This is a genomic window from Nonomuraea sp. NPDC049725, from assembly GCF_040674795.1.
Classification (GTDB): domain Bacteria; phylum Actinomycetota; class Actinomycetes; order Streptosporangiales; family Streptosporangiaceae; genus Nonomuraea; species Nonomuraea ceibae.
This window is the reverse complement of the sequence record NZ_JBFANJ010000006.1, coordinates 1-24,222: the sequence shown is the minus strand read 5'-3', so window position 1 is coordinate 24,222 and position 24,222 is coordinate 1. Positions and strand designations below refer to the sequence as shown.

Below are 24,222 nucleotides of genomic sequence, written 5' to 3'. Positions count from 1 at the left end.
TCATGGACGTGCTCAGTGACGTGATCGCCGGCATGCGGGTCGGGCTGCCCAGCTCCACGCGGATCGCCTGGCACGCGCCGTGGGGCCAGCGCTTCGCCTCCGGGCCCGGCTCGGCCGGGTTCCACGTGATCCTGGAGGGCTCCTGCTGGGTGATCCCCGACAAGGGCGAGCCCTTCCCGCTGGGCGTCGGCGACGTGATCTTCTTCCCGCGCGGCGACGGCTACGCGCTGGCCGACTCGCCCACCACGCCCATCACCCACACCGCCTGCGACCCGGGCGACGAGACCCAGCTCTACGCCTCGGCCTCCATCGGCGGGCCCGGGGCGGTCACGGTGACGCTCTGCGGCGGCTACCGGCTCGACGAGTCGCGCTCCCACCCGATCCTGCTCAACCTGCCCGGCCTGATCCACCTGCCCGCCCGGCTGGGCCACCATCCCGAGCTGCGCACCGCCGTCAGCCTGCTGGCCAGCGAGGTCGCCGACCCGCGCCTGGGCGCCGACACCGTCGTGGCGTCCCTGCTCGACATGCTGCTGCTCTACATCCTGCGCGCGCACATCGAGGCCGACCCCGAGCGGTGCGAGTCCCACGGCTGGGCGGCGGCGCTCGCCGACCCCGCCGTCAGCGTCGCGCTCGACGCCATCCACCGCGACCCGGCCCACCCGTGGACCGTGCAGTCGCTGGCCGCGCGGGCCGGGCTGTCGCGGGCCGCCTTCTCGCGCCGCTTCTCCATGCTGGTCGGGCAGCCGCCGCTGGGCTACCTCACCTGGTGGCGGCTCTCCACCGCCGCCCGGCTGCTCCGCTCGTCCGACGCGCCGCTGAGCGAGGTGGCCACCCGGGTCGGGTACGGGTCCGAATTCGCCTTTGCGAACGCGTTCAAAAGGGAGCACGGCATGGCCCCGGGAAAGTACCGCCGCCTGAGTTGCCCGCTCCCGCAATCCCGATAATGGGGTGTTCTTCAGTTTGATCGCGGAAGTGGGAAAATATGCGTAATTGGCCGTTCTTCAATCTTTCAGTCACCACCCCCAGGATCGAACTGCGCTTCCCGTCACTCGAGGATCTCGACGAACTCGCCGAGCGCGCCGCCGAGGGCGTCCACGAGGCCGGCGTCATGCCGTTCGTCCACCCGTGGAGCGAGGCCGCGCCCGCCGACCGGGCCCGCTCCACCGTCCAGTACCACTTCCGCCAGTGGGCCGCGCTCACCCCCGACGACTGGTCGCTCAACTTCGTGGCCGTGTACGAAGGCCAGGTCGTCGGCACGCAGGGCATCATGGGCGCCGACTTCCCCGTCCTGCGCGAGGTGAAGTCCGGCTCCTGGCTCGGCCACCGCTTCCAGGGCATGGGCATCGGCACCGAGATGCGCGCCGCGATCCTGCACCTGGCCTTCGAAGGGCTCGGCGCCGCCCACGCCACCACCGAGGCGTTCGCCGACAACCCGTCGTCCCTGGCCGTGACCGGCAAGCTGGGCTACCACGACGACGGCGTCACCCTCTACAAGCGGCAGGGCAAGCCGGTCGTCTCCCGCAGGTTCCGGCTCCCCAGGGCCGACTGGACCCCGGTGCCCGGCATCGAGATCCACCACCTGGAGCCCTGCCTGCCCCTGCTCGGCCTCTAACCGGCGCGGGCCAGCCGCAGCGCGAGGGCCGGGCACATGCCGACCGCGCGGCTGGCCTCCTTCACCATCCAGCCCGGCACCGTCCGGAACGACGGGAAGCCGTAGTCGTCCAGCTCCACGAACTCCGGCAGCAGGTGCGCGCACAGGCCGTGGCCCTGGCAGCGGGTCCAGTCCACGTCCAGGCGATACTCGGGCTCGTCCTCCGGCTCCGGCAGCGGCAGCACGCCGCGCACCGGCCGGCCACACGAACCGTGCTCCAGGTGCAGGGCGATGTCGCTCTCGAACGCGTCCAGCGACGACAGCACGAACCTGGCCGTGCCGTCCGGATGGAAGCACGCGCCCCGCCTCTCGACCGAGCGCACCGAACGCCGTACCGCGTCGATCGAGCCCGTGCCCTCCACCAGCGCGCCGAGCGCCCGCGCCACGTCCGGGAGGCCGAGCCGGCACGGGCCGCACTGGCCCGACGACTGCGCGGCCAGGTACGCGGCGACCCGGGCGGCCTCGCCGACCGGGCAGGTGGACTCGCCGAGCGGCACCACGATGCCGGCGCCGAGGCTGCCGCCCGCCAGCTTCATGCCCTCGCGCGAGACGACGGCGGAGACCGCGGTCTCGGCGTCCAGCCAGGCGCCGTGGTAGCCGCCGATCAGCACCCCGTCGCCGATCTCCGCCTCGCACAGGTCGAGCACGTCGATCAGCGGCGTGCCGGTCGGCGCCTCCACGACCGCCGCCGTCGCCGCCCCGCCGCTCACGCTGAGCAGCACCGTGCCGGGCTCCCTGCTGGTGCCCGTCTTGGCGTACTGCTCGGGGCCGAGCTCGGCGAGCACGGCGAGCTGGGCGAACGTCTCGGTGTTGGACAGCAGCGTGGGCAGCCCGTCGACGCCGCTCTCGCTGGCCCGTCGCTTGCGGCCGGGCGGCACCGGGTCCATGCCGTTGACCGCCCGCACCAGCGCGCCGCCCTCGCCGGAGATGAACCGCTCCCGCAGGCCGACGACCCTGATGCCGATGCGGCTCTCGGCCGCGCCCGCCACGTTGGCGGCCCGCCGCTCGGCGACGGCGGCGGTGATCGACGCCTCCGCGACCTCGCCCTCGACCGTGGCGACGACCACCTCGCGGGCGTTCAGCGCCTCGGCCGCGAGCACCGCGCCGTCGAGCACCAGGTGCGGGTTGCGGACCAGCAGCATCGCGTCCTTGGAGCTGGCGGGCTCGCCCTCGGCGCCGTTGACCAGCACCACGCTCTCCCGCCCGCGGCGGGCGTCGGCGACCGCCCGCAGCTTGCGCGCGAACGGGAACGCCGCGCCGCCCCGCCCGCGCATGTCCACCTCCTCCACCTGGGCGATGATGTCGTCGAGGGTGCGCGGCACCTGGTCGCCGTGCAGCGTGCGGTGCGCCGGCAGGTCGAGCCGCCGGGTGTGGTCGAGGCCGGCGGTGAGCCGGGCCGGTCCCATGCGCAGCACGCGCGGCACCGAATGCGGGATCAAGGCCACTCCTGCTCTGTCCTGTGCGGGTTCATCCCGCTTCCCGGTACTTCCGCCGGGCCTCGGCGAGGCTCACCGGCGCGTCCATCCGCTCGGCCGGCTCGGCCGGAGCGGCACTGACCGCGGGCGCGTCCACCTGCTCGGCCATCAGCGGCGGCCGCAGCATGGTGGCCAGCAGCCGCACGAGCAGGGCCGACGCCACGGCCGCCAGGCTGGCCATGTACGACCAGGCCACCCAGCTCGCCGCCCACCGGCCCGCCGTCAGCCCGTGCAGGATGGCGACCGGCCACGACACGTACGCCGTGGCGTGCATCAGCCGCCACATCCACGGCCTGCCGGTCACCGCGAACCGGCCCCGGGCGATGCCCGTCACCACGACGACGATCATCAGGTCGAAGGCCAGCGTGCCCAGGCCCACCCAGATCCCCGCCATCGGGATCAGCAGCGCGGCCGGCGGCACGTGCCCCAGCGAGACCATCAGCGCCACGTGCGTGAGCAGGAACGCCGTGCCCGCGAACGCCGCCGCCCGGTGGGCGAGCTGCGCGCGGACCCGGTTCGCCGGCGACAGGAACACGCGCTCGGTGGTGAGCAGCCCGAGCGCCACCGTCGCCGTCAGCGACACCAGCGCGAACACGCCGGCGAAGTACTCAAGGAAGGCCACCCCGCGGCCGAGCAGCTCGATCCCGCGTTCCGTCATGGTCAGGGCGATCCCTGACAGCAGGACGGCGGCGATCGACGCGCTCACCCCGAGCCGGACGTTCCTGGCGTCCAGGCCGCCCGGGGCGTGCCGCGGCTGTCTTCTGTGGAGCATCGGTTCCCTCCAAGGTCGGGTGAGGGTGCGACTCGGGAGGGTCGCCGGGTCAGCAGCGCCGGCCGCGGTTGATGCAGTTGACGGCGAACGACATCAGGCGGTCGGGCATCACGTTCACGAAGTCCGCGTGGTCCGTGACCGGGTTGTGCAGCTGTTCGGGGAAGGCGTCCACGGCGAACGAGCGGCCCGGCGGCACCGAGTACGTCAGCGTCATCCGCAACTGCGGGACCGCCCTGGTGCCCTGCGGGCAGGCGCCGCCCTGGTCGGGGAAGACGATGTGGTCGCGATGGTTGGCGCTGTCGGTGTTCTGGCCGTCCCAGCAGCTCGGGAAGTCCAGGATGCGGGCCACCTGGCTGCCGCGCGGGCACAGCGGGTACTTGTCCGGGCTGATCCGGTTGGTGAAGCCGGTGCAGCTCCAGCCTGCGCGGGCGTTGGCGCCGCCGTTCGTCGCGGCCTTGGCGTCGCCCATGATGATCCGCAGGAAACGGGGCATGGCCGTCACGCGGGAGGTCGCGTTGCCGCGGAACTGCAGCGTCACCGAGCGCGGCCGCAGCACCTGGCCCACGTTGCCGTCCGGGTCGTCGGCGTTGGCGTCCACCTGGCGGTTGCGGAGCACCGGCCAGAAGTAGGTGGACTTGTCGCCCAGGCGGCAGGTGGTGCCGGACGCCTCCAGGCTCTCGTCGGTCGAGAAGGCGTCGGCCGACAGGTTGCCCACGTAGTCGTGCAGGTGGTGGGCGCCGTTGCGGACTCCGGGGGCGACGATGAAGTTGTCCGGGTTGTGGTGGCCTTCGCCGTTTGTCCCACAGCGGGAGACGAACGAGCCTCGGGAGCCGGTCCGGCCGATGCGCGCGTCGCCCTGGGACGGCGGGACCTGCCGGATGTCGACGAAGTCGGCGGGGAAGGGGCCGACGTCGGTGCAGTCGCTCTCCTCACCGGTGGGGGAGGGGGAGGGCGACGGGGACTCGGTGGGCTGGCCGGTGGGCTGCTCTGTGGGCTGGTCCGTGGGCTGTTCCGTGGGCTCGTCCGTGGGCTGCTGGGTGGGGGTGCGGGTGGGGCGGCCCCGGCGGCCGAAGGTCTCGGCGGTGGGCTCCTCGACGGGTTCCAGCGCCGGCGCGACGCCCCCGCCCTGGACGAACACGTCGCCGTCGTCCTGCTCCTGCTCCTGCTCCTGGTCCTGAGGGGCTTGCGGGTCCTGGGGGGCCTGGTCGTCGGGGTCCTGCGGCACCTGCTCCTCGGGGTCCTGCGGGGCCTGGTCCTGGCGCTGGTCCGGGGGTCGCTGATTGTCGACCTCGCACTGGTCCGCGCTGGCTGGTGGCGCGCTGCCGATGACGGCCGCGGACACCAGCCCGCCGGCCACCATGGCCAGGGCGGACATGGCCGCGGCCATGCGTCTGGATCTCAAGGTTGTCTCCTTGGGTCGGCCGCCGCGGGGGCGGGTGCTGCGGGTACGGGCATCGGGGGTTCGGGCAGCTCGTCGAAGTCGACGAGCCCGGTGGACTCCAGCAGCGTCATGTGGCGCATGACCACCGTCACAGCCGTCTGGGCGAACTTTCTGATCTCCGTGTTGCGGGTGCCGGCTCGGACGTCCGCCACGACGGCGAACACCTTGCCGTGCGCGGCGCGCAGCAGCCTGGCGAAGTCCCGGTCGAACGCCGGACCGGTTTCGGCGGCCAGTTGCGCCATCCACCGTTGCTGGTCCGGGCTCGGCCGGTCGGGCAGCGGCACGGCGAGCCGTGCCGCCAACCGGCGGACCTGGGCGTCGAGCTTCTTGTGGTCCTCCACGAGGTGCGCTCCGACGTCCTTGACCCGCGCGGAGTCACCTCGTTGCTGGGCCCACTGCCCGACGGGGATCTCCCAGAGACCCGCCTGCCGTACCTTGACCAGGAAGTCGCGGTCGGCCGGCCCGAGGGGGCCGGCGGCCGTCTGGGTGACCTCGGTCAGGACGGCGGTGTTCGCCTGCGGCATGATCAGCAGAATCGTGAGCGATGCCGCGAGTGCGAAGCCGCCGAACATCACTACTTCGCCGCGCAAAAGCCTGTGCATGGTCGAAGGTACGCGGTCTTTTCCCGACTGGTTCAGCTATGCCCAGAGATAGTTAGAAATGACTGGAGTTATCGGAGTGGCTGCCACGGTGATAACGAAGGTGTAAAGATGTGCCCCGTGCTAGGTCACCTCGACGGCAGGTTCGAGAGTGCGGATGCCGAGGCCGAGCACCGCATCGCGGTGCTTTACCAAGAGTTCGGCGGCCCTCTACTGCGCCACGTACGCAAGTCGACCGGTAACGATCTTCAATGGGCCGAGGACGTGGTGCAGGAGACGATCGTCCGAGCTTGGCGTAACTCGGCAAGACTGCAATGGGAACCGGGCCTCATCTGGGCGTGGCTGCTGACAGTAGCCCGCAGAATCGTCATCGACGGACGTCGGCGCAGGAGCGTGAGACCTCACGAGGTCGAGCCGCCTGAGGTCGACATGCTCGCGGTGCCGGACGGCTCCGAGCGCGCGTTGTCGGCCATCGTGGTCGCCGATGCGCTCCGTAGCCTTTCGGACGAACACCGTGAAGTCATTGAACAGACCTACCTTCGGGACCGTACGATAAGTGAAGCGGCGGAGATTCTGGGGATCCCGCCGGGCACGGTGAAGTCCCGGCTCTACTACGGCATCCGGGCGCTCCGTGAACTTTTGCGGGACAAGGGGGTAGCCGGCTGATGCATGACGGGGTGGCCGCCTACGTTCTCGGCGTCCTCGACGACGAGGAGCACGAGGCGTTCGAGCGTCACCTCGACGTGTGCGCAAGATGCCAGGCCGAGCTGGTCGAGCTCGCCGGGGTTCCCGACCGGCTCGACGAGCTCAAGCGCGAGCCCTCCGCCTCATCCGGAGACGATCCGCCGATGTCGATGTCGCGTTGACGTATTTCCCCTTTTCGGGTGATATCGGTACGGCGAGGCGTACGCCCGGTCACCCAGGACCGGGCGGTCAGGGGAGGTGTTCGGTGGGCATCGGCGAAGATGCGGCCGCCCCTCGCGACCGCCAGTTCGGTGAGGAGGGCGGCCGCCTGTCCTACGGCGGCTACCTGCGCCTGCCCGAGCTGCTCGACCAGCAGCGCCCCGAGTCGCAGGCGCCCGACGAGCTGCTGTTCATCACCATCCACCAGGTCTACGAGCTGTGGTTCAAGCTGCTGCTGCACGAGCTGGAGGTGGCCAGGACCGCCATGTTCGACGGTGAGCTGTGGCGGGCTCGGCACCAGTTCAAGCGGGTGCACGCGGTGGAGCGGGTGCTGATCGAGCAGGTCGAGGTCCTGGAGACGATGACGCCCCAGGACTTCCTGGCGTTCCGGTCCAAGCTGGCGCCGGCCAGCGGGTTCCAGTCCGTGCAGTTCCGCGAGCTGGAGTTCCTGTCAGGCGCCAAGGACGCCCGCTACCTCGCGCGGCTCCGCGACGCCGACGACACCGAAATCGCCCGGCTGAGACGGCGACTGGAGGAGCCCACGCTGTGGGATGCTTATCTGACCGCCCTCTCCCAGCGTGGCCTGCCGGTCTCCGACGATGACGAGATCATGGGCTCGCTGCTGGCCGTGGCGAGGGACCGCCGGTCGTACGACGACCTGTGGCAACTGGCCGAAGACCTGCTGACGCATGACGAGACCACCGCACAGTGGCGCATGCGCCACGTGCAGATGGTCGAACGGCAGATCGGCACGAAATCGGGCACCGGCGGCTCGACGGGCGCACCCTACCTGCGGGGACGCGTCCGACTGCACTACTTCCCGCAGCTGTGGGAACTCAGAGCCTGGCTGTGAGAAGTCCAGGCGAACCCTCACAAAGGAGTGAGAGCGAAATGCCGCTCGACGAGGCCAAGGATGAGCTGCTCCAAAGAGCCGCGCAACGGTGCGCGGTGAGCAGCGATCATGTGAGCCCCGATGAGGCACTGTCCTTCCTGCGCGTCTACTACCGGCACGTCGCGCCGGAGGACCTGCTCGATCGCAACCCCGTCGACGTGTACGGCCCGGCGATGTCCCAGCGCCAGCTCGCCGAGACGCGCCCCCAGGGCAGAGCCGTCGTCCGTGCCTACACCCCCACCCTGGACGAGAACGGGTGGGACCCGGGCCACTCCGTCGTGGAGGTCGTCACCGACGACATGCCGTTCCTCGTCGACTCCGTGACCATGGAGCTCGACCGGCACGGCATCGGCATGCATCTGGTGGTCCACCCGCAGATGCGGGTGCGCCGCGACATGACGGGCAGGATGCTCGGCCGCGGGCAGGAGGACGTCACCGGCCAGATGCTGGTCGAGTCCTGGATGCACATCGAGATCGACAGGCAGCCGGACCCCGAGGTCCTGCGGAGCCTGGAGGCCGACCTGCAGCGGGTGCTCACCGACGTGCGCCACGCGGTCGAGGACTTCGCCAAGATGCGCGCGCTGGCCGTGCAGACCGCCGAGGACCTGAGCGTCAACCCGCCGCCGCTGGAGCCCGCCGAGGTCGAGGACAGCCTCGACCTGCTGCGCTGGCTCGCCGATGGGCACTTCACCTTCCTCGGCTACCGCGAGTACCGGCTGGAGGAGACCGAGCAGGGCGAGGCGCTGCGCGCGCTGCCCGGCGCCGCGCTCGGCATTCTGCGCCACGACAAGATCGGCTCGGAGAGCTTCTCGGTGCTGCCGCCCGAGGTGCGCGCCAAGGCCCGCGAGAAGCAGCTCCTGATCATCACCAAGGCCAACTCGCGCGCCACCGTCCACCGCGCCGCCTACCTGGACTACATCGGCGTCAAGCTGTTCTCGCCCGACGGCGAGGTGATCGGCGAGCGCCGCTTCCTCGGCCTGTTCACGCACGTCGCCTACAACGAGTCGATCTCGCGCATCCCGGTGCTGCGCCGCAAGCTCGCCGACGTGCTGCAACTGGCCGGGCTCACCCCCGACAGCCACGACGGCAAGGACCTCATCGAGATCCTGGAGACGTTCCCGCGTGACGAGCTGTTCCAGACCTCGATTCACCAGCTCCTGCCGATCGCGATGGGCGTGCTTCGGCTGCGCGAGCGCAAGCAGGTCAAGCTGTTCCTGCGCCGCGACGACTATGGGCGCTACATCTCCTGCCTGATCTACCTGCCGCGCGACCGCTACACCACGGACGTGCGGCTGCGGATGCAGGAGGTGCTGCTCAAGGCGCTGGGCGGGCGGACGCTCGACTACAGCGCGATGATCGGCGAGTCGGCGCTGGCCCGGCTGCACGTGGTGATCCGCGGCGAGCGCGGCAAGCAGCTCCCGCCGCCGGGCGTGGACGTGGAGGAGCTGGAGGCGCGGCTGGCCGCGATCACCCGCTCGTGGACCGACGACCTGGGCTCGGCGCTGCTGGAGCTGACCTCCGAGGAGGAGGCCCCGGCCCTCCTGAAGCGCTACCAGTCCGCTTTCCCCGAGGGTTACAAGGCCGACTTCCCGCCCAAGATGGCGGTCAACGACCTGCGCCGCCTGGAGCAGGTCGCCGCCGACGGCGAGATCGAGATCAACCTGTACGAGCCGTACGACGCGGCCGAGGGCGAGCGGCGCCTGAAGATCTACAAGGTCGGCTCGCCGATCTCCCTGTCCCAGGTGCTGCCGCTCATCCAGCGCCTCGGCGTCGAGGTCGTCGACGAGCGGCCGTACGAGATCGACCGCGACAACGACCCGCGCACCAAGAACGCCTGGATCTACGACTTCGGGCTGCGCTACACGCCCTCTCCCGAGGTCGACCGCGACGCGTTCAAGCAGCTCTTCCAGGACGGGCTCATGGCCCTGTGGCGGGGCGACGTGCAGGCCGACAACTTCAACGCGCTCATCCTGAAGGCCGGGCTGACCTGGGAGCAGGTCGAGATCCTGCGCGTCTACGCGCAGTACCTGCGCCAGGCGGGCAGCACCTTCTCCCAGCGCTACATGGAGCGGGTGGTGCTGGGCAACATCCGGCTGGCCCGGCTGCTGGTCAAGCTGTTCGAGGCCCGGCTGGACCCGCGGCGCACCGACGAGTCCCGGTTCGACCTGGCCGAGGCGCTGCACGAGGAGATCCTGGGCGCGCTCGACGAGGTCGCCTCGCTCGACGAGGACCGGATCCTGCGCGCGTACCTGGAGATGATCCAGGCGACGCTGCGCACCAACTACTTCCAGATGGTCGACGGGCGGCGCAAGCCGTACATCTCGCTGAAGGTCGACCCGCAGGCGATCAGCGTGCTGCCGCTGCCCCGGCCGAAGTTCGAGATCTTCGTCTACTCGCCCCGCGTGGAGGGCGTGCACCTGCGGTTCGGGAAGGTGGCCCGGGGCGGGCTGCGCTGGTCGGACCGCATGGAGGACTTCCGGACGGAGATCCTCGGCCTGGTCAAGGCCCAGATGGTGAAGAACACCGTGATCGTGCCGACCGGCTCCAAGGGCGGCTTCGTCGTCAAGCGGCCGCCCGTGGGCGGGTCGCGCGAGGAGCTGCTCGCCGAGGGCGTCGCCTGCTACCGGATGTTCATCTCCGGTCTGCTCGACGTCACCGACAACCTCGTCGACGGCAAGGTCGTGCCCCCGCCGGACGTCGTCCGGCACGACGGCGACGACACCTACCTGGTCGTGGCCGCCGACAAGGGCACCGCGACGTTCTCCGACATCGCCAACGGCGTCGCCAAGGAGTACGGCTTCTGGCTCGGCGACGCCTTCGCCTCCGGCGGCTCCATCGGCTACGACCACAAGGCCATGGGCATCACCGCCCGGGGCGCCTGGGAATCGGTCAAGTACCACTTCCGCACCACCGGCGTGGACGTGCAGACGACCGACTTCACCGTGGCCGGCATCGGCGACATGTCGGGCGACGTGTTCGGCAACGGCATGCTGCTGTCGCAGCACATCCGGCTGGTGGCCGCCTTCGACCACCGCCACGTCTTCGTCGACCCCGACCCCGACGCCGCCCGCTCCTACGCCGAGCGGCGCCGCCTGTTCGAGCTGCCCCGCAGCTCCTGGGCCGACTACGACCCCGAGCTGATCTCGGCGGGCGGCGGCGTCTTCCCGCGCACCGCCAAGTCCGTCCAGATCACCCCGCAGATGCGCGAGGCGCTCGGCATCCCCGCCGACGTCACCTCGCTGGCGCCCAACGACCTCATCAGCGCCATCCTGCGCGCCCCCGTCGACCTGCTGTGGAACGGCGGCATCGGCACGTACGTCAAGGCGTCGTCCGAGTCGAACGCCGACGTCGGCGACAAGGCCAACGACCCGCTGCGCGTCGACGCCGCCGACCTGCGCTGCAAGGTCATCGGCGAGGGCGGCAACCTGGGCTTCACCCAGCTCGCCCGCATAGAGTTCGCGCTCAACGGCGGCCTGGTCAACACCGACTTCATCGACAACTCGGCCGGGGTCGACACCTCCGACCACGAGGTCAACATCAAGATCCTGCTCGACCAGGTCGTCCGCGACGGCGAGCTGACCGACAAGCAGCGCAACCAGGTGTTCACGTCCATGACGGACGAGGTCGCCGAGCTGGTGCTGCGCGACAACCACGCGCAGAACGTGGTGCTGGCCGCCGCCCGCGCCCAGTCGGTCGAGATGCTCCACATCCATGCCCGCTACCTGCGCCGCCTGGAGCGGGACGGGCTGGTCAACCGGGAGCTGGAGTTCCTGCCGTCGGACAAGGTGCTCGCCGAGCGCCGCCAGGCCAGGGAGGGGCTGACCGCCCCCGAGTTCTCGGTGCTGCTCGCCTACACCAAGCTGGTGGCCGACGCCGAGCTGCTCGGCAGCGACCTGCCGGACGACCCGTATCTCGCCTCCTGGCTCGTGTCGTACTTCCCGTCGGCGCTGCGCGACCGGTTCAGGACGTACATGGACGTGCACCCGCTGCGGCGCGAGATCATCACCACCGGCGTGGTGAACGAGCTCGTCAACTCGATGGGCACCACGTTCATGTTCCGCGTCGGGGAGGAGACGGGCGCGTCCACGCCCGACATCGCCCGCGCCTACCTGGTCGCCCGCGAGGTCTTCGACTTCGCCAGCTTCTACCGGCAGATCGACGCCCTGGACAACCAGGTCGACAACGCCACCCAGCTCGCCATGCTCCTGGAGGCGCGCAAGCTCGCCGAGCGCGGCACCCGGTGGCTGCTCACCAACCGGCGGCCCCCGCTGGACCTGGCGGGCTCGATCGGCTTCTTCGTCAAGGGCGTCAACGGGCTGCTCACCCACATGCCCAAGCTGCTGACCGGGCCCGACCTGGCCGCCTTCGAGGAGCGCCGCGACTCGTTCGTGGCGCGGGGCGTCCCGGCCGACCTCGCCGAGCGGGTGGCGGCCATGGTGCCCGCCTACTCGACGTTCGACCTGGTCGAGGTCGCGTCGGTGACCGGGCGGCCGGTCAACGAGGTGGCCGAGGTCTACTGGGACCTGGCCGACCGCCTCCAGCTCGCCCGGCTGCGCGAGCGGGTCATCGCGCTGCCCCGCGACAACCGGTGGAACGCGATGGCGCGGGCCGCCCTGCGCGACGACCTGTACGCGGCGCACGCATCGCTCACCCGTGACGTGCTGGCCCACAGCACGCCGGGGCTGCCTCCGGAGGAGCGGCTGGCCCGCTGGTCGGAAGCCAACTCGGCGGCGGTCGGGCGCTCGCGGCAGACGCTGTCGGAGATCTGGGAGAGCGACAACTTCGACCTGGCCACCCTGTCGGTCGCGCTGCGCGCCATCCGCACGCTCGTCTCGGCGAGCAGCCTGCCCCGCGCGGAGGCGTAGCCCGGCGACCCGGCGTGGGCGTCTCCTCCGGGGGCGCCTGCGCCGGCGTCAGCCTGCCTGCTGGATGCGCACCAGGTTGCCCGCCGGGTCACGGAAGGCGCAGTCGCGCATCCCGTACGGCTGGTCGGTCGGCTCCTGCACCACCTCGGCCCCGCCGGCGGCCACCCGCTCGAACGTGCCGTCGAGGTCGGGCGTGGCCAGCAGGATCCACCCGTACGTGCCCTTGGCCATCATCTCCGCGATCGTGCGGCGCTCGTCCTCGGTCACGCCAGGATCGGCGGCCGGCGGCGCCAGCAGGATGGACGTGCCCGGCTGCCCGGCCGGCCCCACCGTGATCCAGCGCATCCGGCCCTGCCCGACGTCGGAGCGCACCTCGAAGCCGAGTGCGTCACGCCAGAAGGCCAGCGAGGCGTCCGGATCGTCATGCGGCAGGAAACTGGAGTGAATCGTGATGTCCATGACGGTTACGGTAGTTGCGGCTCGGTCATCGACGCCCCCCGATTCCTGACCGGTCTGGTCACCTGTTTCGCCACGCACGACGGCATGCCCTCCGTCGCGCCCGCCGCCTGCCGCCTGTAGACGCTCGGCGGCACGCCCACGAGCTGGGCGAAGTGGCTGCTGAACGTGCCCAGCGACGAGCAGCCGACCGCGAAGCACACCTCCGTGACGCTCAGCTCGCCGCGCCGCAGCAGGGCCATCGCCCGCTCGATCCGGCGCGTCATCAGGTAGGAGTACGGCGACTCGCCGTACGCCTGGCGGAACCGGCGGCTCAGGTGCCCGGCCGACATGTGCGCGCCCCTGGCCAGCGCCTCCACGTTCAGCGGCTGGGCGTACTCGCGGTCGATCCGGTCCTTGACCCGGCGCAGCCGCGTCAGGTCGTCCTGGACCCGCACCGGGGCGGCGAGGTCGGCGCGCCCCCAGCCGGGGCGGCACACTACGCCGTCTCCCACAGGTATCCGTCCGGGTCGGCGAAGGCACCCGCGTCGGCGCCGACCACGAGCCGGTGCGAACCGGAGCCGTCGGGGGACACGCCGGCGACCTTCGCCAGCCCCTTGCGCTTGTACAGCGCCAGCTTGACCGGGCTCGAACCGGCGGCGAACTCGACGTACTTGCTGCCGAAGCTCTTGCCCACGGTGAGGCCGCGCTCCACGTAGAACCGCTTGCTCTCGGCCATGTCGGCCACGCCCAGCAGCAGCACGAACTCGTCGACCTGCCGGGCGGCCGGGCCGGTGTCCTTCTTCGACGACGACGCCACCTGCCAGACCGTCCCGTCGGGGGCCCGCAGCACGCCGCCGTAGCCCCACAGCGACTTGGCCGCCGGCTTCAGGGCCGTCGCTCCCGCCTCCACGGCGGCGTCGAAGAAGGCGTTCACGTTGGCGGGCTGGGAGACGACGAGCGACAGCGTGAAGCCGCGGAAGCCGGTCGCCGGCGCCTCCGAGGGCCGCAGGCGAAGCTGTTCGCACGGGCCGAAGGCGGCGGAGTAGAACTTCTCGGCGGCGGCGAGGTCGTCCACCTCAAGGGTGACGGAGTCGATGGATGTCATGTCGCCGACGCTAGTGGCGGGCCCCGCCCGGAGGCTTCTCGATTCCTGACCGGTACGGGGACCGCGCCGCGTCAGTCGCCGCCGGCGCGGACCAGGGAGCCGTCGTGGGCGATGACCTCGGCGGCCTTGCGGGTCGTGGAGGCCGGGACGGAGGTGACGTACTGGTGCACCTCGGAGAGTCGGAGGGTTCGGCGGACGACGGGGGCGGAGATGGCCCAGCGGGCGGAGGACGGGACCGGGATGTAGTCGTCCTCGGCCGTCTTCGTGGTCGTCGTGGTGGTGCGCGAGAGCGCGTACTGGATCAGGGCGCCGCCGTCGGCGGTGCGCAGGCCGTAGACGGGGAAGTCGTTGGCCGTGAAGATCGAGTCGTAGCTGAAGCCGTTCTTCTTGGCCTTCTCGCGGTCGGCGGTGATCTGGGCGGCGACCTCGGTGGTGTGGGGGCCCGCGGCGATGAGGCCGGCGGCCACGCCGTCGCCGCCCGTCTCGGCGACGGTGGCGTGCAGGGGGCCCAGGTATTGCGGGCTGACGGTGATGGCCTTGTCGTCGGCGGGGATCGCCGTGGCGTAGCCGTCGGGGTCGAGCGCGACGGGCGGCAGCTCCCGGCCGGGCAGGAGCCGGGCGGCGGCGCCGAGCCGCCAGTCGCCGGCCTTGGCGAAGGTCAGCACCGTGGGGTGGCCGTCGCGGGTGGCCACCACGCTGAACCAGGGCGCCCGCTCGCCTGCCGGGAAGCGGGGCACGTACAGCGTGGGGGAGCCCCAGGCGCGGGTCGGCGGCTTGCCGGAGGTCGACAGGAACGCGGCGGCGGTGAGCCGCGCCTCGGCGTCGCGGGTCAGCTCCATGTCGAGCCGCTGGTCACCGGCCGCGCGCAGCAGGTTGTCGGTGGCGGTGAAGGTGGCGAACACCTCGGCCGCCTCCTCCGGCGTCACGGCGGTGACGGGCGCCGTCGGGGACGCCGTGGGCGAGGGCGAGGGCGTGGCGCCCCGGGGCGTGGCCGCCGGGCCGGGAGCCGGGGCGGCAGCGCTGGAACAGCCGGCCGCCCCCGTCAGCAAGGCGACGGTGAGTGCCAGCGCCTTCAGCCGACCGTGTACACGCACCTCGCCATGTTATTCGGGCACGCGAGGGTCGCGTACCCTAGGGAGACGTGGCAGTCATCGATCCGGCAGAAGAGATCAACGAGCTCGCGGGCACGCTGCGCAGCATCCAGGACGTGCTCGACCTCGACGGCATGCGCAAGCAGATCGAGGAGCTGGAGGAGCAGGTGGCCGCCCCCGACCTGTGGGACGAGCCCGACAAGGCGCAGAAGGTCACCAGCAGGCTCTCCCACATGCAGGGCGAGCTCAACCGCGTCGAGGGGCTGGTGCGCCGCCTCGACGACCTGTCGGTGCTCTTCGAGCTGGCGGCCGAGGAGAGCGACGACGACACGCGGGCCGAGGCCGACCGCGAGCTCGCCTCGCTGCGCTCCGACATCGGCGCGCTGGAGGTGCGCACGCTGCTGTCGGGCGAGTACGACGCGCGTGAGGCCCTGGTGACGATCAACTCCCAGGCCGGCGGCGTCGACGCGGCCGACTGGGCCGAGATGCTGCTGCGCATGTACCTGCGCTGGGCCGAGCGGAAGAACTACTCCACCGAGGTCTACGAGACCTCCTACGCCGAAGAGGCCGGGATCAAGTCGGCCACGTTCGCCGTCAAGGCCCCCTACGCCTACGGCACGCTGCGCGGCGAGCACGGCACCCACCGGCTGGTGCGCATCAGCCCGTTCGACAACCAGGGCCGCCGGCAGACGTCGTTCGCCGGCGTGGACGTGGTGCCGGTCGTGGAGCAGACCGACCACATCGACATCAACGAGGACGAGATCCGCGTCGACGTCTACCGCTCGTCGGGCCCCGGCGGCCAGGGCGTCAACACGACCGACTCGGCCGTCCGCATCACCCACCTGCCGTCCGGCATCGTGGTCTCCTGCCAGAACGAGCGTTCGCAGCTCCAGAACCGCGCCACGGCGATGAACGTGCTGCAGGCCAAGCTGCTGGAGCGCAAGCGCCAGGAGGAGGCCGAGAAGATGTCGGAGCTGCGCGGCGCCACGACCACGTCATGGGGCACCCAGATCCGCAACTACGTGCTGCACCCGTACCAGATCGTGAAGGACCTGCGCACGGGCACGGAGGCGGGCAACCCGTCGGCGGTGCTCGACGGCGACCTCGACGGCTTCATCGAGTCGGAGATCCGCTGGATGCGCCGCCAGGAGTCAGAGCCCGCCTAGGTGCCGCAGGGCCAGGGCCGCGAACAGCAGCACGACCAGCAGCGTGACGATGAGGGCGGGTGACAGCCCGGCGAAGCCGTGGCCGTGCATCCGCTCCCGGTTGGCGCGGCACAGAGCGCACCGGCCCTCGATGACTGGGTGGGCGCACTGCGCGCATACGAGGTGTTGGCAACTCATGTCAGCCCCAAGTCTAGCCGCACAATCGTTTTGTTTCCGTTATGGACGTTCCATGCCAGTCTTCCCCCTAGACTGTGCTCTGGCCAATCGGAACGTCGATCATCGGTAAAGATGGGCGTCCCCGATCGGCGTGCGGCGGGAAGTGGGCATGTGCCACCCTCGCTCCGTCCTGACCCCTAGACTGGCATGCCGTGATGCTCTCGTGATCCATTTCGATAATGTCACCAAGGTCTACGCGAACCAGAACCGGCCCGCTCTCGACCACGTCTCCGTCGACGTGGACAAGGGCGAGTTCGTGTTCCTCGTCGGCCCTTCGGGGTCAGGCAAGTCCACGTTCCTGCGACTGATCCTCAAGGAGGAGCGGCCCAACTCCGGCGCGATCCACGTCGCCGGCAAGGACCTGGCCCGCCTCTCCAACTTCAAGGTGCCGCACCTGCGCCGCCGCATCGGCTGCGTCTTCCAGGACTTCAGGCTGCTGCCCAACAAGAACGTCTACGAGAACGTGGCGTTCGCCCTCGAGGTCATCGGCAAGCCCCGGCGGTTCATCCGCAAGGTCGTGCCGGAGGTCATCGAGCTCGTCGGCCTGGAGGGCAAGGCCCACCGGATGCCCGACGAGCTCTCCGGTGGCGAGCAGCAGCGCGTCGCCATGGCCCGCGCGTTCGTCAACCGCCCGATGATCCTGCTGGCGGACGAGCCCACGGGCAACATCGACCCCGCGACGAGCATCGGCATCATGAAGGTGCTCGACCGGATCAACAGGACCGGCACCACGGTCGTCATGGCCACGCACGACGCGGCCATCGTCGACTCCATGCGCAAGCGTGTCGTGGAGCTGGAGGACGGCAAGATCGTCCGCGACCAGTCGCGTGGCGTCTACGGCCAGGCGTACTGAGCAGGGAGCAGCTGACACATCATGCGGGCGAACTTCATCTTCTCCGAGGTCTGGATCGGCCTCCGTCGCAATCTGACCATGACGATCGCGGTCATCATCACCGTGGCTGTCGGCATGGCGATGCTGGGCGTCGGCTTGATGATCAACGCCCAGGTCACGATGATGCAGGGCTACTGGTACGACAAGGTCGAGGTGTCGGTCTTCCTCTGCGCCAAGAACAGCCAGATACCCGCCTGCAACGGCAAGGCCATCACCGACGCCCAGACGAAGGCGCTGGAGCAGCAGATCAAGGCCATGCCCGGCGTCGAGAAGGTCTACTTCGAGGACCAGGCCAAGGCCTACGAGAACTTCCAGGACTCCGCCGCCAACAACCCGCTGGTCAACGCGACCAAGGTCGAGGACATGCCGACCTCGTTCCGCGTCAAGCTGGCCGATCCCGACAAGTATCAACCGGTGATCGACGCCTTGAACGGCCAGCCGGGCGTCGCCCAGGCGATGAACCAGAAAGAGCTGATCGAGAAGTTCTTCGTGATGCTCGACAAACTACGGGGCGGCGCGCTGGCGGTCGCCATCATCCTGGTGCTCGCGGCGGCCCTGCTGATCGGCAACACGGTGCGGCTGTCGGCGTTCAACCGGCGGCGCGAAACGGGCATCATGCGGCTGGTCGGCGCCTCCAACCTCTACATCCAGCTCCCCTTCGTCATGGAGGGCATGATCGCCGGCCTGGTCGGCGGCGTGTTCGCGGCCGTGATGCTGATCGTGGCCAAGGTCTTCCTGTTCGAGGAGATCGGCCGCTACCTGGCGCTCGGGGCGCAGATCGGCTGGAACGACGTCGCCTCCGTGATCACCCTGACCATGGTCATCGGTGTGCTGATCTGTGTGCTGGCGTCGTTCGTCACGCTTCGCCGCTACCTCAGGGTCTGACGAAACGCCGGTAAGGTCGAAGCATGCCACGTGAGACCGGGCGGAAGGTCATCGCCCAGAACAAGCGTGCCCGGCACGACTACCACGTCGAGGACACCTTCGAGGCGGGGCTCGTGCTGCAGGGCACCGAGGTGAAGTCGCTGCGTGAGGGCCGCGCCTCGCTCGTCGACGGCTACGCCACGATCGACAACGGCGAAGCGTGGCTGATGAACGTCCACATCCCCGAATACACCCAGGGGACGTGGACCAACCACGCCGCCCGCCGCAAGCGCAAGCTGCTGCTGCACCGCAAGGAGATCGACAAGCTCGCCGCCAAGACCAAGGAGGGCGGGCTCACGATCGTGCCGCTGTCGCTGTACTTCAAGGACGGCCGCGCCAAGATCGAGATCGGCCTGGCGCGCGGAAAGAAGGACTGGGACAAGCGGCAGTCGCTGGCCGAGCAGCAGGCCAAGCGGGAGATGGCCCGGGCGCTCCGGCACCGCAACCGATGAGCCGAGCCCGCCGTACACTCGCCGCGACCGTCACGCTGGCGGTCGCGAGCATGACGCTGACCGGCTGTTTCGAGGAGGCGTCACCGCACGACGCGGTGCGCGACTTCCTGGTGGGCTGGCAGGCCGGCGACTACGAGCTGGCCGCCGGCCGCACCGACGCCGATCCGGCCGCGGTGAGCAAGGCGCTGTCCGAGGTCAAGCTGCAGCTCGACGCCGCCTCGTTCCGGTTCAGGATCAAGAGCGTGAAGGTGACCGGCGAGGAGTCGCGGGCCGACTTCGCCGCCGAGGTCGACCTGGGCGACAACAACCCGCTGTGGACCTACGACGGCGTGCTGCCGCTGCACCTCGTCGACGGGGCCTGGAAGGTGCGCTGGTCGCCGTCCGTGCTGCACCCGCAGCTCCAGGAGGGGCAGCGGTTCGCGGTCAAGACCGAGCCGCGCTCGCGCCAGCCCGTCCTCGACCGGGACGGCAACGCGCTGCAGGAGCAGACCTACCTGTACGTGGCGGGCGTGGTGCCGTCGCAGCTCGGCGACCGCGCCGAAGAGGTCGTCAAGCAGCTCTCCCAGGTCACCGGCTACGCCGAGGACCGGCTGCTGAGCCGGATCCGCTCGGCGCCGCCGAACGTGACCGTGCCGCTCGTGACGTTCGGCCGCACCCGCTACCTGTCGATCAAGGCCAAGCTCGACGCGATCCCCGAGATCTCGACCGTGCCGCAGGAGCAGCCGGTCGACCCGGACGATCCCAAGCAGATCGTCGGCAAGGTCAGCGCGCTCACCCCGGAGACCGAGCAGAAGCTCGGCGGCCCGCAGCGGGCCGGCGACTCCATCGGGCAGAGCGGCCTCCAGCAGGCCTACCAGGCCTACCTCACCGGCTCCACCAGCACCCGGGTCATCACGCTCGACCTCAAGTCCGGCCGGGAGATGGCCTCGCTGAAGGAGTGGCCGGGCAGACAGAACGTCTCCGTCGAAACCACGATCGACAGCTCCGTGCAGGCCGCGGCCGAGCACGCCGTGTCGGCCACCCGGACGAGCGCGATCGTGGCGGTCAACTCGCGCACCGGCGAGATCCTCGCGGTCGGCGCCAAGGGCATGCACCAGGAGAAGGACGCGCTGGCGGGCCGGTTCCCGGCGGGCACCGCGTTCTCCGTCGTGGCCGCCGACGCGCTCGTCAACGCCGGCGTGCGCACCACGCAGCGGCTGCCGTGCCCGCCCGAGCGGTCGGTCGGCGGGGCGCGGTTCGCCAACACCAGCCAGATGACCGGGGCCACGCCGACGTTCCAGGAGAACTTCGCCAAGGGCTGCGTCACCGCGCTCGCCTCGCTGGCCCGCCGGGTGAACGCCACCGACCTGGCCAAGAGCGCCGAGGACTTCGGCATCGGCCGGCCCTGGCAGCTTCCGCTCAAGTCGTTCAGCGGCGAGCTGCCCAAGCTGGCCAGCGACGCCGACAAGGCCAGGGCCATCGCCGGGCAGAGCGTGCTCGTGAGCCCGCTCAGCATGGCGCTGGTCGCGGGCGCGGTCGCCTCCGGCACCTGGCACCCGCCGGTCCTGGTCACCAAGCCCAGCTCGCCCGACCCCACGGCCGAGATGACGCCGCAGCCGCCGCTCCAGCCGGTGCCCGTCGACCCGGCCGTGCGCAAGGCGCTGGTGTCGATGATGAAGGCGGGAGCCCAGGGCACCCCGGCACAGGCGGGACGCGGCCGCGTCTACGGGGTCCGCGCGACGGCCGCCGACAAGGACAAGCAACTGGGCTGGTTCGTCGGCTGGCAGGGCGAGATCGCCATCGCGGCGCTGACCAGGAACCACGACCCGTCGGCCGTGGCCGGCAGCTTCTTCGCGGCGCTCAATGACTCTCCGTGATTTCTTGTGACACAGAGCAACCATTGGGCGGTGTGGCTGCGTCTTACAGGATGACTGTGCCCGCTCGGGGGGTTGCGGGTTCAGTCGCCGTGATGGGACAGGACTTCATCTCGGGGGAAGTCCTGCCGTCCGGACCGGCTCGACCCTGCCGGTCGACCCCCGGGAACGCGAGCAGCTGTGCCACGTTCCCGGGGGTTTCGGCATGCCGGGAATTGAGTTGGCATCCTCGGTGTTGTGAGAGGTATCGTCGTCATGCGCGATCTCCTCGGGTTCCATCCGAGGGCTCGTGTTGACAACTGCACAGGGGGTGACTGGCTTCGACTTCGACTTTGCAAGTCAGGTGAAGCGGGCCGAGGACTGCGGACATAACCTCGTTAATCCTGTGACCGCAAACAACAAGTGCCAATTCCAAGCGCACTGAGGTCAGCCAGGGTTCCCTGGCTCTCGCTGCCTAAGTAGCGAAACCTCTGTCAGCCCGGGAGTGCCTTCGGCCCGGGATCTGGCATCGCTAGAAGGCTCAACCGATCAACCCGGCCACGGGGGTGATCGGGAAACCAAACAGTGGCTGAGCCCGTCGGCGACTCGCCTGCGTGATCGCCGGGGCTGAGAAAAGCACAGCAGGCTGCGCCCGGAGAAGCCCTGCCTTGGGGTTGAAGGACGCGGGTTCGATTCCCGCCACCTCCACCGAACAAGACCGCCTCCGGCCTGTGGATCCCCACGGGCCGGGGGCGGTTTTGCGTTTCCTGGTCCCGTCCGTTCCGCTGATCCTCCCCCTGGCCGGCCCTGCTGTGGAGCTCTATGACACCGATCGGCAGACGCGCAAGCTGGTCAACCAGGCGATCCTGATACTGGAGCGTAACGGCCCCGCAGAAGGGCGGCCGCTGGTGGACACGATCGCCGGGGCGAAGTTCCCGGACCTGAAGGAGTTGCGCCCGGGGTCCGCCAGGCGCAGCGAGATCCGGATCCTCTTCGTGTTCGATCCCTGGCGTGCGGCCATCCTGCTGGTTGCCGGTGACAAGGCCGGAAACTGGGAACGCTGGTATCGCGAAGCGATACCGAGGGCCGAGCGTTTGTACGAGTTCTACTTGGTGGAGCGGCACAAGGAGATGGACGGATGAGCGGTTATCGCAGGTGGCGCGAGAGCGGGCACCTGGAGCGTGCGACAGAGACCGCAGGCGGTGCCGAGCAGTTCGAGGGCGAGGTCCGTCAACTGCGTGACGAGGCGCGTGGCTGGCGGCTGGCCGAGATGCGCCAGCGTAGAGGGCTCACCCAGGCGCAGGTCGCCGACCGCATGAGCGTGTCCGTCGCTCGCGTCTCGCAGATCGAGAAGGGGGACGTCTCCACCCGCGAGGTTCGCGATCGCTACATCGCCGCGCTCGGCGGCACGCTGAAGCTCGTGGCGGACTTCGGGGACGAGCAGCTCAAAGTCAGCTGACGTGAGCGGCTGGTACGGGTGCCGCTTTTGTCGGGTGTTTGCCTGACATGCGTCGGGGGCGGCGGGTCGTAGGCTCGCGGACTGCCATGCCTGGAGAACGGGCGCGTGCCGAGCCCTGCGAAAGGTCGTCGAGTGTCCACCCCCTTCCCGCCACCTCCCGGACCGATGCCCGCCCGGCCGCCGGGGCCGTCCGGGTGGCAGCCCGGCGGTCCGCAGCCGAGCCCGCAGGGGCCGCCATACGGGCCGGCAGGGCCGGGCGGGCCTGGGGGACCGTGGCCGCCTCGGGCGCCCCGGCGTAAGGGCGGGGGGCCGGGGCCGCTGGTCGTGGTGCTGGCCGTGGTGGGGGTCGTGGTCGTGGTCGGCGGGCTGGCCGGGGGGTGGCTGCTGCTCAACCAGGACCGCGGTGAGCCGCGCGGCAGAGTGGGGGCCGTGGACGACGACCGGCGGGGGCGGACCCGGTCGCCGTCGCCCGTGGCCGAGGCGGTGAAGCTACGGGCGGTCACCGGGGACCAGATCTGCGCCGTCGTCCCGGACGCCCTGCGCAAGAGCCTGGTCGCCGACGGCAGGTACGCGAGCGAGGACGCCTCGACGCAGGCGGCCACCGAACGCGAGAAGCGGGCCGCGTGCGCGTGGCGCAACAGCAAGATGGACGTCGGCGGCGGCGTCATCGGCTACCGCCATATGAGCATCACCGTGGCAGCCCGCGCAGCCGAGGGCCGCGACGCGCTCGCGTACGCCAAGGAGCGCTTCGGCAAGGACAAGGAGGCCGCCGGGCGGCGGGTGAACGTCCGCGACGGCAAGCGGGTCGACGGCCGGACGTCCGGCTCGGCGTTCGGCGAGATCAAGGAGCTGACGTACGGCGACGCCTCCTACAGCCAGTCGTCCATCGGGCACGGCGGGCTGAAGGCCGAGGTGTTCGTCCGGCAGGGGCCGTGGCTGATCGAGGTCGAGTACGGCGGCGACAACCGGACCGGGGCCAAGTACCCCGAAGGCGACGAGGTGCGCGCGGCGGCGAACAAGGTCGCCGGGCTGGTCGCCGCCGAGATGGCCAAGGACGCCGGCCGGGTGAAGCTCACCGGCCCGTGCGCGATCCTGGCCGCCCGCGACGTGGAGGCCGCGTTCTTCCCGGCCGCCGAGGGCCCGGCCGTCGGCGGGAGCGACGGCAGGATCAAGCAGACCACCTGTACGTGGACCGTCGCCGAGCGGGTCGAGCACGAGCCCGGCCAGGAGTACGCCGCCCGGGGCGGCCGGTTGGGCGTCCACGTGACCGAGTGGGGCGGCGGCGACACGGGGGCGGCGTTCCAGTTCGACAGGGACGCCAGGAAGTACGACCGCTACCGGGCCAAGGGCGGCATCGGCAACGACGTCACCCACACCACCTACGAGCCCCGGCAGCAGGTCGCCGGGCTCGGCGACCGGGCGTTCGCGGTGGTGTCCGCGACGACCGACCCGAAGGACCCGGAGAAACCGCCCCGGATGGAGCTGCTGATCAAGGTGCTGGCCGGTGACCGTACGGTCGAGTTCACGTTCCGGGGGACGACGACGGGCGGCGGCGTGGTCGGCGCCGACGGCTACCGGGAGCCGGTCTTCGACCCGTCGGTGGCGCGCAAGGGGCTGGAGAAGCTGGCCAGGTCGTTCATGGCCGGTGCCGGATGATGCCCGCGACCCCGGGCATTGCCTGCACCGTGCGCTTGACCTGCTCGGCGACGGCGGGATCGGTGAGGACGACATGGAAGAACTCAGGATGGGTGAGGTCCAGGTCCCTGAGGAGCACCCGCTCGGCGTTCTTGGTCGCGTGTTCGCTGCTCTCCAGGTAGATGGCGCCCACGCCGTCGATGGCCCGGAGAGCTTGGTAGACGGCGGTCCTTTCCTGAACGGTGGTGTCGCGATCCTCGCACGCGTCCTCCGCGGAGAGTGCCAGGCAGAGGCGGATGCCGAGGTCGGCCTTGTCGGCCTAGTGAGCTGGTTTTGAGATTCGGTCGCAGTAGCGGCAGATGCGATCGAGGATCTGGTCAGCGGTCTTGGTCCACCTGAACGGCTTGGCATCCT

The 24,222-nt window shown here is 70.5% G+C and carries 24 protein-coding genes and 1 other RNA gene; 15 read left to right on the top strand and 10 right to left on the bottom strand.

Annotation, left to right across the window (positions count from 1 at the left end; translation table 11 throughout):
* Positions 1 to 2 precede the first annotated feature (2 nt).
* Positions 3 to 944, top strand: coding sequence for an AraC family transcriptional regulator (locus AB0J53_RS17110; RefSeq protein WP_364172979.1), 942 nt, complete (start codon positions 3 to 5; stop codon positions 942 to 944).
* A gap of 38 nt (positions 945 to 982) precedes the next feature.
* Positions 983 to 1,612, top strand: a complete 630-nt coding sequence (locus AB0J53_RS17105; RefSeq protein ID WP_364172976.1) for a GNAT family protein — start codon at positions 983 to 985, stop codon at positions 1,610 to 1,612.
* On the opposite strand, the gene AB0J53_RS17100 is transcribed toward AB0J53_RS17105, so the two are convergent.
* The 4 genes from AB0J53_RS17100 to AB0J53_RS17085 are packed head-to-tail and all read right to left on the bottom strand — an operon-like array spanning position 1,609 to position 5,941.
* Positions 1,609 to 3,090 (bottom strand): NADH-ubiquinone oxidoreductase-F iron-sulfur binding region domain-containing protein, encoded by a 1,482-nt coding sequence (locus AB0J53_RS17100; protein WP_308125577.1) that lies wholly within the window; start codon positions 3,088 to 3,090, stop codon positions 1,609 to 1,611. The two genes, AB0J53_RS17105 and AB0J53_RS17100, sit on opposite strands and share 4 nt — an antisense overlap.
* A 28-nt stretch (positions 3,091 to 3,118) precedes the next feature.
* Complete coding sequence (locus tag AB0J53_RS17095) at positions 3,119 to 3,898, bottom strand: hypothetical protein (protein WP_219499541.1); 780 nt, start codon at positions 3,896 to 3,898, stop codon at positions 3,119 to 3,121.
* 49 nt (positions 3,899 to 3,947) lie between these two features.
* Positions 3,948 to 5,300 (bottom strand): DUF1996 domain-containing protein, encoded by a 1,353-nt coding sequence (locus AB0J53_RS17090; protein WP_364172971.1) that lies wholly within the window; start codon positions 5,298 to 5,300, stop codon positions 3,948 to 3,950.
* Entirely contained in the window at positions 5,297 to 5,941 is a 645-nt protein-coding gene (locus AB0J53_RS17085; RefSeq protein WP_219499539.1) for a DUF4142 domain-containing protein, read from the bottom strand. Before AB0J53_RS17085 ends, AB0J53_RS17090 begins: the two co-directional genes overlap by 4 nt.
* A gap of 117 nt (positions 5,942 to 6,058) precedes the next feature.
* On the opposite strand from AB0J53_RS17085, the gene AB0J53_RS17080 reads away from it, so the two are divergent.
* The 4 genes from AB0J53_RS17080 (at position 6,059) to AB0J53_RS17065 (ending at position 12,598) form a co-directional block, all read left to right on the top strand.
* Positions 6,059 to 6,604, top strand: coding sequence for a sigma-70 family RNA polymerase sigma factor (locus AB0J53_RS17080; RefSeq protein ID WP_219499940.1), 546 nt, complete (start codon positions 6,059 to 6,061; stop codon positions 6,602 to 6,604).
* Positions 6,604 to 6,804, top strand: coding sequence for a zf-HC2 domain-containing protein (locus tag AB0J53_RS17075; protein WP_219499537.1), 201 nt, complete (start codon positions 6,604 to 6,606; stop codon positions 6,802 to 6,804). The genes AB0J53_RS17080 and AB0J53_RS17075 overlap by 1 nt, the downstream gene beginning before the upstream one ends.
* Positions 6,805 to 6,887: 83 nt before the next feature.
* Positions 6,888 to 7,694, top strand: coding sequence for a tryptophan 2,3-dioxygenase family protein (locus AB0J53_RS17070; protein WP_219499535.1), 807 nt, complete (start codon positions 6,888 to 6,890; stop codon positions 7,692 to 7,694).
* A 38-nt stretch (positions 7,695 to 7,732) separates the two neighbouring features.
* Entirely contained in the window at positions 7,733 to 12,598 is a 4,866-nt protein-coding gene (locus tag AB0J53_RS17065; protein WP_364172966.1) for an NAD-glutamate dehydrogenase, read from the top strand.
* Positions 12,599 to 12,646: 48 nt separating this feature from the next.
* Here the strand turns inward: AB0J53_RS17065 and AB0J53_RS17060 are convergent, their stop codons facing one another.
* From AB0J53_RS17060 to AB0J53_RS17045, 4 genes are all read right to left on the bottom strand, one after another.
* Positions 12,647 to 13,057 carry a VOC family protein gene (locus tag AB0J53_RS17060; protein WP_364172963.1) on the bottom strand — a complete coding sequence of 137 codons (411 nt, stop codon included), beginning with the start codon at positions 13,055 to 13,057 and terminating at the stop codon, positions 12,647 to 12,649.
* 5 nt (positions 13,058 to 13,062) lie between these two features.
* A complete protein-coding gene (locus AB0J53_RS17055; protein WP_219499937.1) occupies positions 13,063 to 13,491 on the bottom strand; it encodes a helix-turn-helix transcriptional regulator in 429 nt (142 codons plus the stop codon).
* Positions 13,492 to 13,532: 41 nt separating this feature from the next.
* Positions 13,533 to 14,141, bottom strand: coding sequence for a glyoxalase (locus AB0J53_RS17050; protein ID WP_219499528.1), 609 nt, complete (start codon positions 14,139 to 14,141; stop codon positions 13,533 to 13,535).
* 71 nt (positions 14,142 to 14,212) lie between these two features.
* The gene (locus AB0J53_RS17045; protein WP_364172960.1) at positions 14,213 to 15,235 is read right to left on the bottom strand and encodes a hypothetical protein; all 1,023 of its coding nucleotides are present in this window, start codon (positions 15,233 to 15,235) and stop codon (positions 14,213 to 14,215) included.
* A 47-nt stretch (positions 15,236 to 15,282) separates the two neighbouring features.
* Here AB0J53_RS17045 and prfB point away from each other — a divergent pair, with 47 nt between their 5' ends.
* On the top strand, positions 15,283 to 16,398 hold the full coding sequence (prfB, locus tag AB0J53_RS17040; protein ID WP_357583999.1) for a peptide chain release factor 2: 1,116 nt from the start codon (positions 15,283 to 15,285) through the stop codon (positions 16,396 to 16,398).
* On the opposite strand, the gene AB0J53_RS17035 is transcribed toward prfB, so the two are convergent.
* Positions 16,384 to 16,575 (bottom strand): hypothetical protein, encoded by a 192-nt coding sequence (locus AB0J53_RS17035; RefSeq protein WP_219499522.1) that lies wholly within the window; start codon positions 16,573 to 16,575, stop codon positions 16,384 to 16,386. The genes prfB and AB0J53_RS17035 overlap by 15 nt on opposite strands.
* Positions 16,576 to 16,777: 202 nt before the next feature.
* Between AB0J53_RS17035 and ftsE the strand changes: the two genes are divergently transcribed.
* The 8 genes from ftsE (at position 16,778) to AB0J53_RS16995 (ending at position 23,829) form a co-directional block, all read left to right on the top strand.
* Complete coding sequence (gene ftsE, locus AB0J53_RS17030; protein ID WP_091079803.1) at positions 16,778 to 17,467, top strand: cell division ATP-binding protein FtsE; 690 nt, start codon at positions 16,778 to 16,780, stop codon at positions 17,465 to 17,467.
* Between the two features lie 21 nt (positions 17,468 to 17,488).
* Positions 17,489 to 18,391 (top strand): permease-like cell division protein FtsX, encoded by a 903-nt coding sequence (gene ftsX / locus AB0J53_RS17025; RefSeq protein ID WP_219499519.1) that lies wholly within the window; start codon positions 17,489 to 17,491, stop codon positions 18,389 to 18,391.
* Between the two features lie 23 nt (positions 18,392 to 18,414).
* Positions 18,415 to 18,882, top strand: a complete 468-nt coding sequence (gene smpB, locus AB0J53_RS17020) for an SsrA-binding protein SmpB (RefSeq protein ID WP_219499517.1) — start codon at positions 18,415 to 18,417, stop codon at positions 18,880 to 18,882.
* The gene (locus tag AB0J53_RS17015; RefSeq protein ID WP_364172954.1) at positions 18,879 to 20,738 is read left to right on the top strand and encodes a penicillin-binding transpeptidase domain-containing protein; all 1,860 of its coding nucleotides are present in this window, start codon (positions 18,879 to 18,881) and stop codon (positions 20,736 to 20,738) included. The genes smpB and AB0J53_RS17015 overlap by 4 nt, the downstream gene beginning before the upstream one ends.
* Before the next feature lie 303 nt (positions 20,739 to 21,041).
* Positions 21,042 to 21,425: a transfer-messenger RNA gene (gene ssrA / locus AB0J53_RS17010) on the top strand.
* Positions 21,383 to 21,856, top strand: a complete 474-nt coding sequence (locus AB0J53_RS17005) for a type II toxin-antitoxin system RelE/ParE family toxin (protein ID WP_364172952.1) — start codon at positions 21,383 to 21,385, stop codon at positions 21,854 to 21,856. Before ssrA ends, AB0J53_RS17005 begins: the two co-directional genes overlap by 43 nt.
* Positions 21,853 to 22,173 (top strand): helix-turn-helix transcriptional regulator, encoded by a 321-nt coding sequence (locus AB0J53_RS17000; RefSeq protein ID WP_364172949.1) that lies wholly within the window; start codon positions 21,853 to 21,855, stop codon positions 22,171 to 22,173. The genes AB0J53_RS17005 and AB0J53_RS17000 overlap by 4 nt, the downstream gene beginning before the upstream one ends.
* 336 nt (positions 22,174 to 22,509) lie before the next feature.
* Positions 22,510 to 23,829, top strand: coding sequence for a hypothetical protein (locus AB0J53_RS16995; RefSeq protein WP_364172946.1), 1,320 nt, complete (start codon positions 22,510 to 22,512; stop codon positions 23,827 to 23,829).
* Here the strand turns inward: AB0J53_RS16995 and AB0J53_RS16990 are convergent.
* Positions 23,810 to 24,094: a permease-like cell division protein FtsX gene (locus AB0J53_RS16990; protein WP_364173794.1), complete on the bottom strand. Its 285-nt coding sequence runs from the start codon at positions 24,092 to 24,094 to the stop codon at positions 23,810 to 23,812. The two genes, AB0J53_RS16995 and AB0J53_RS16990, sit on opposite strands and share 20 nt — an antisense overlap.
* Positions 24,095 to 24,222 lie beyond the last annotated feature (128 nt).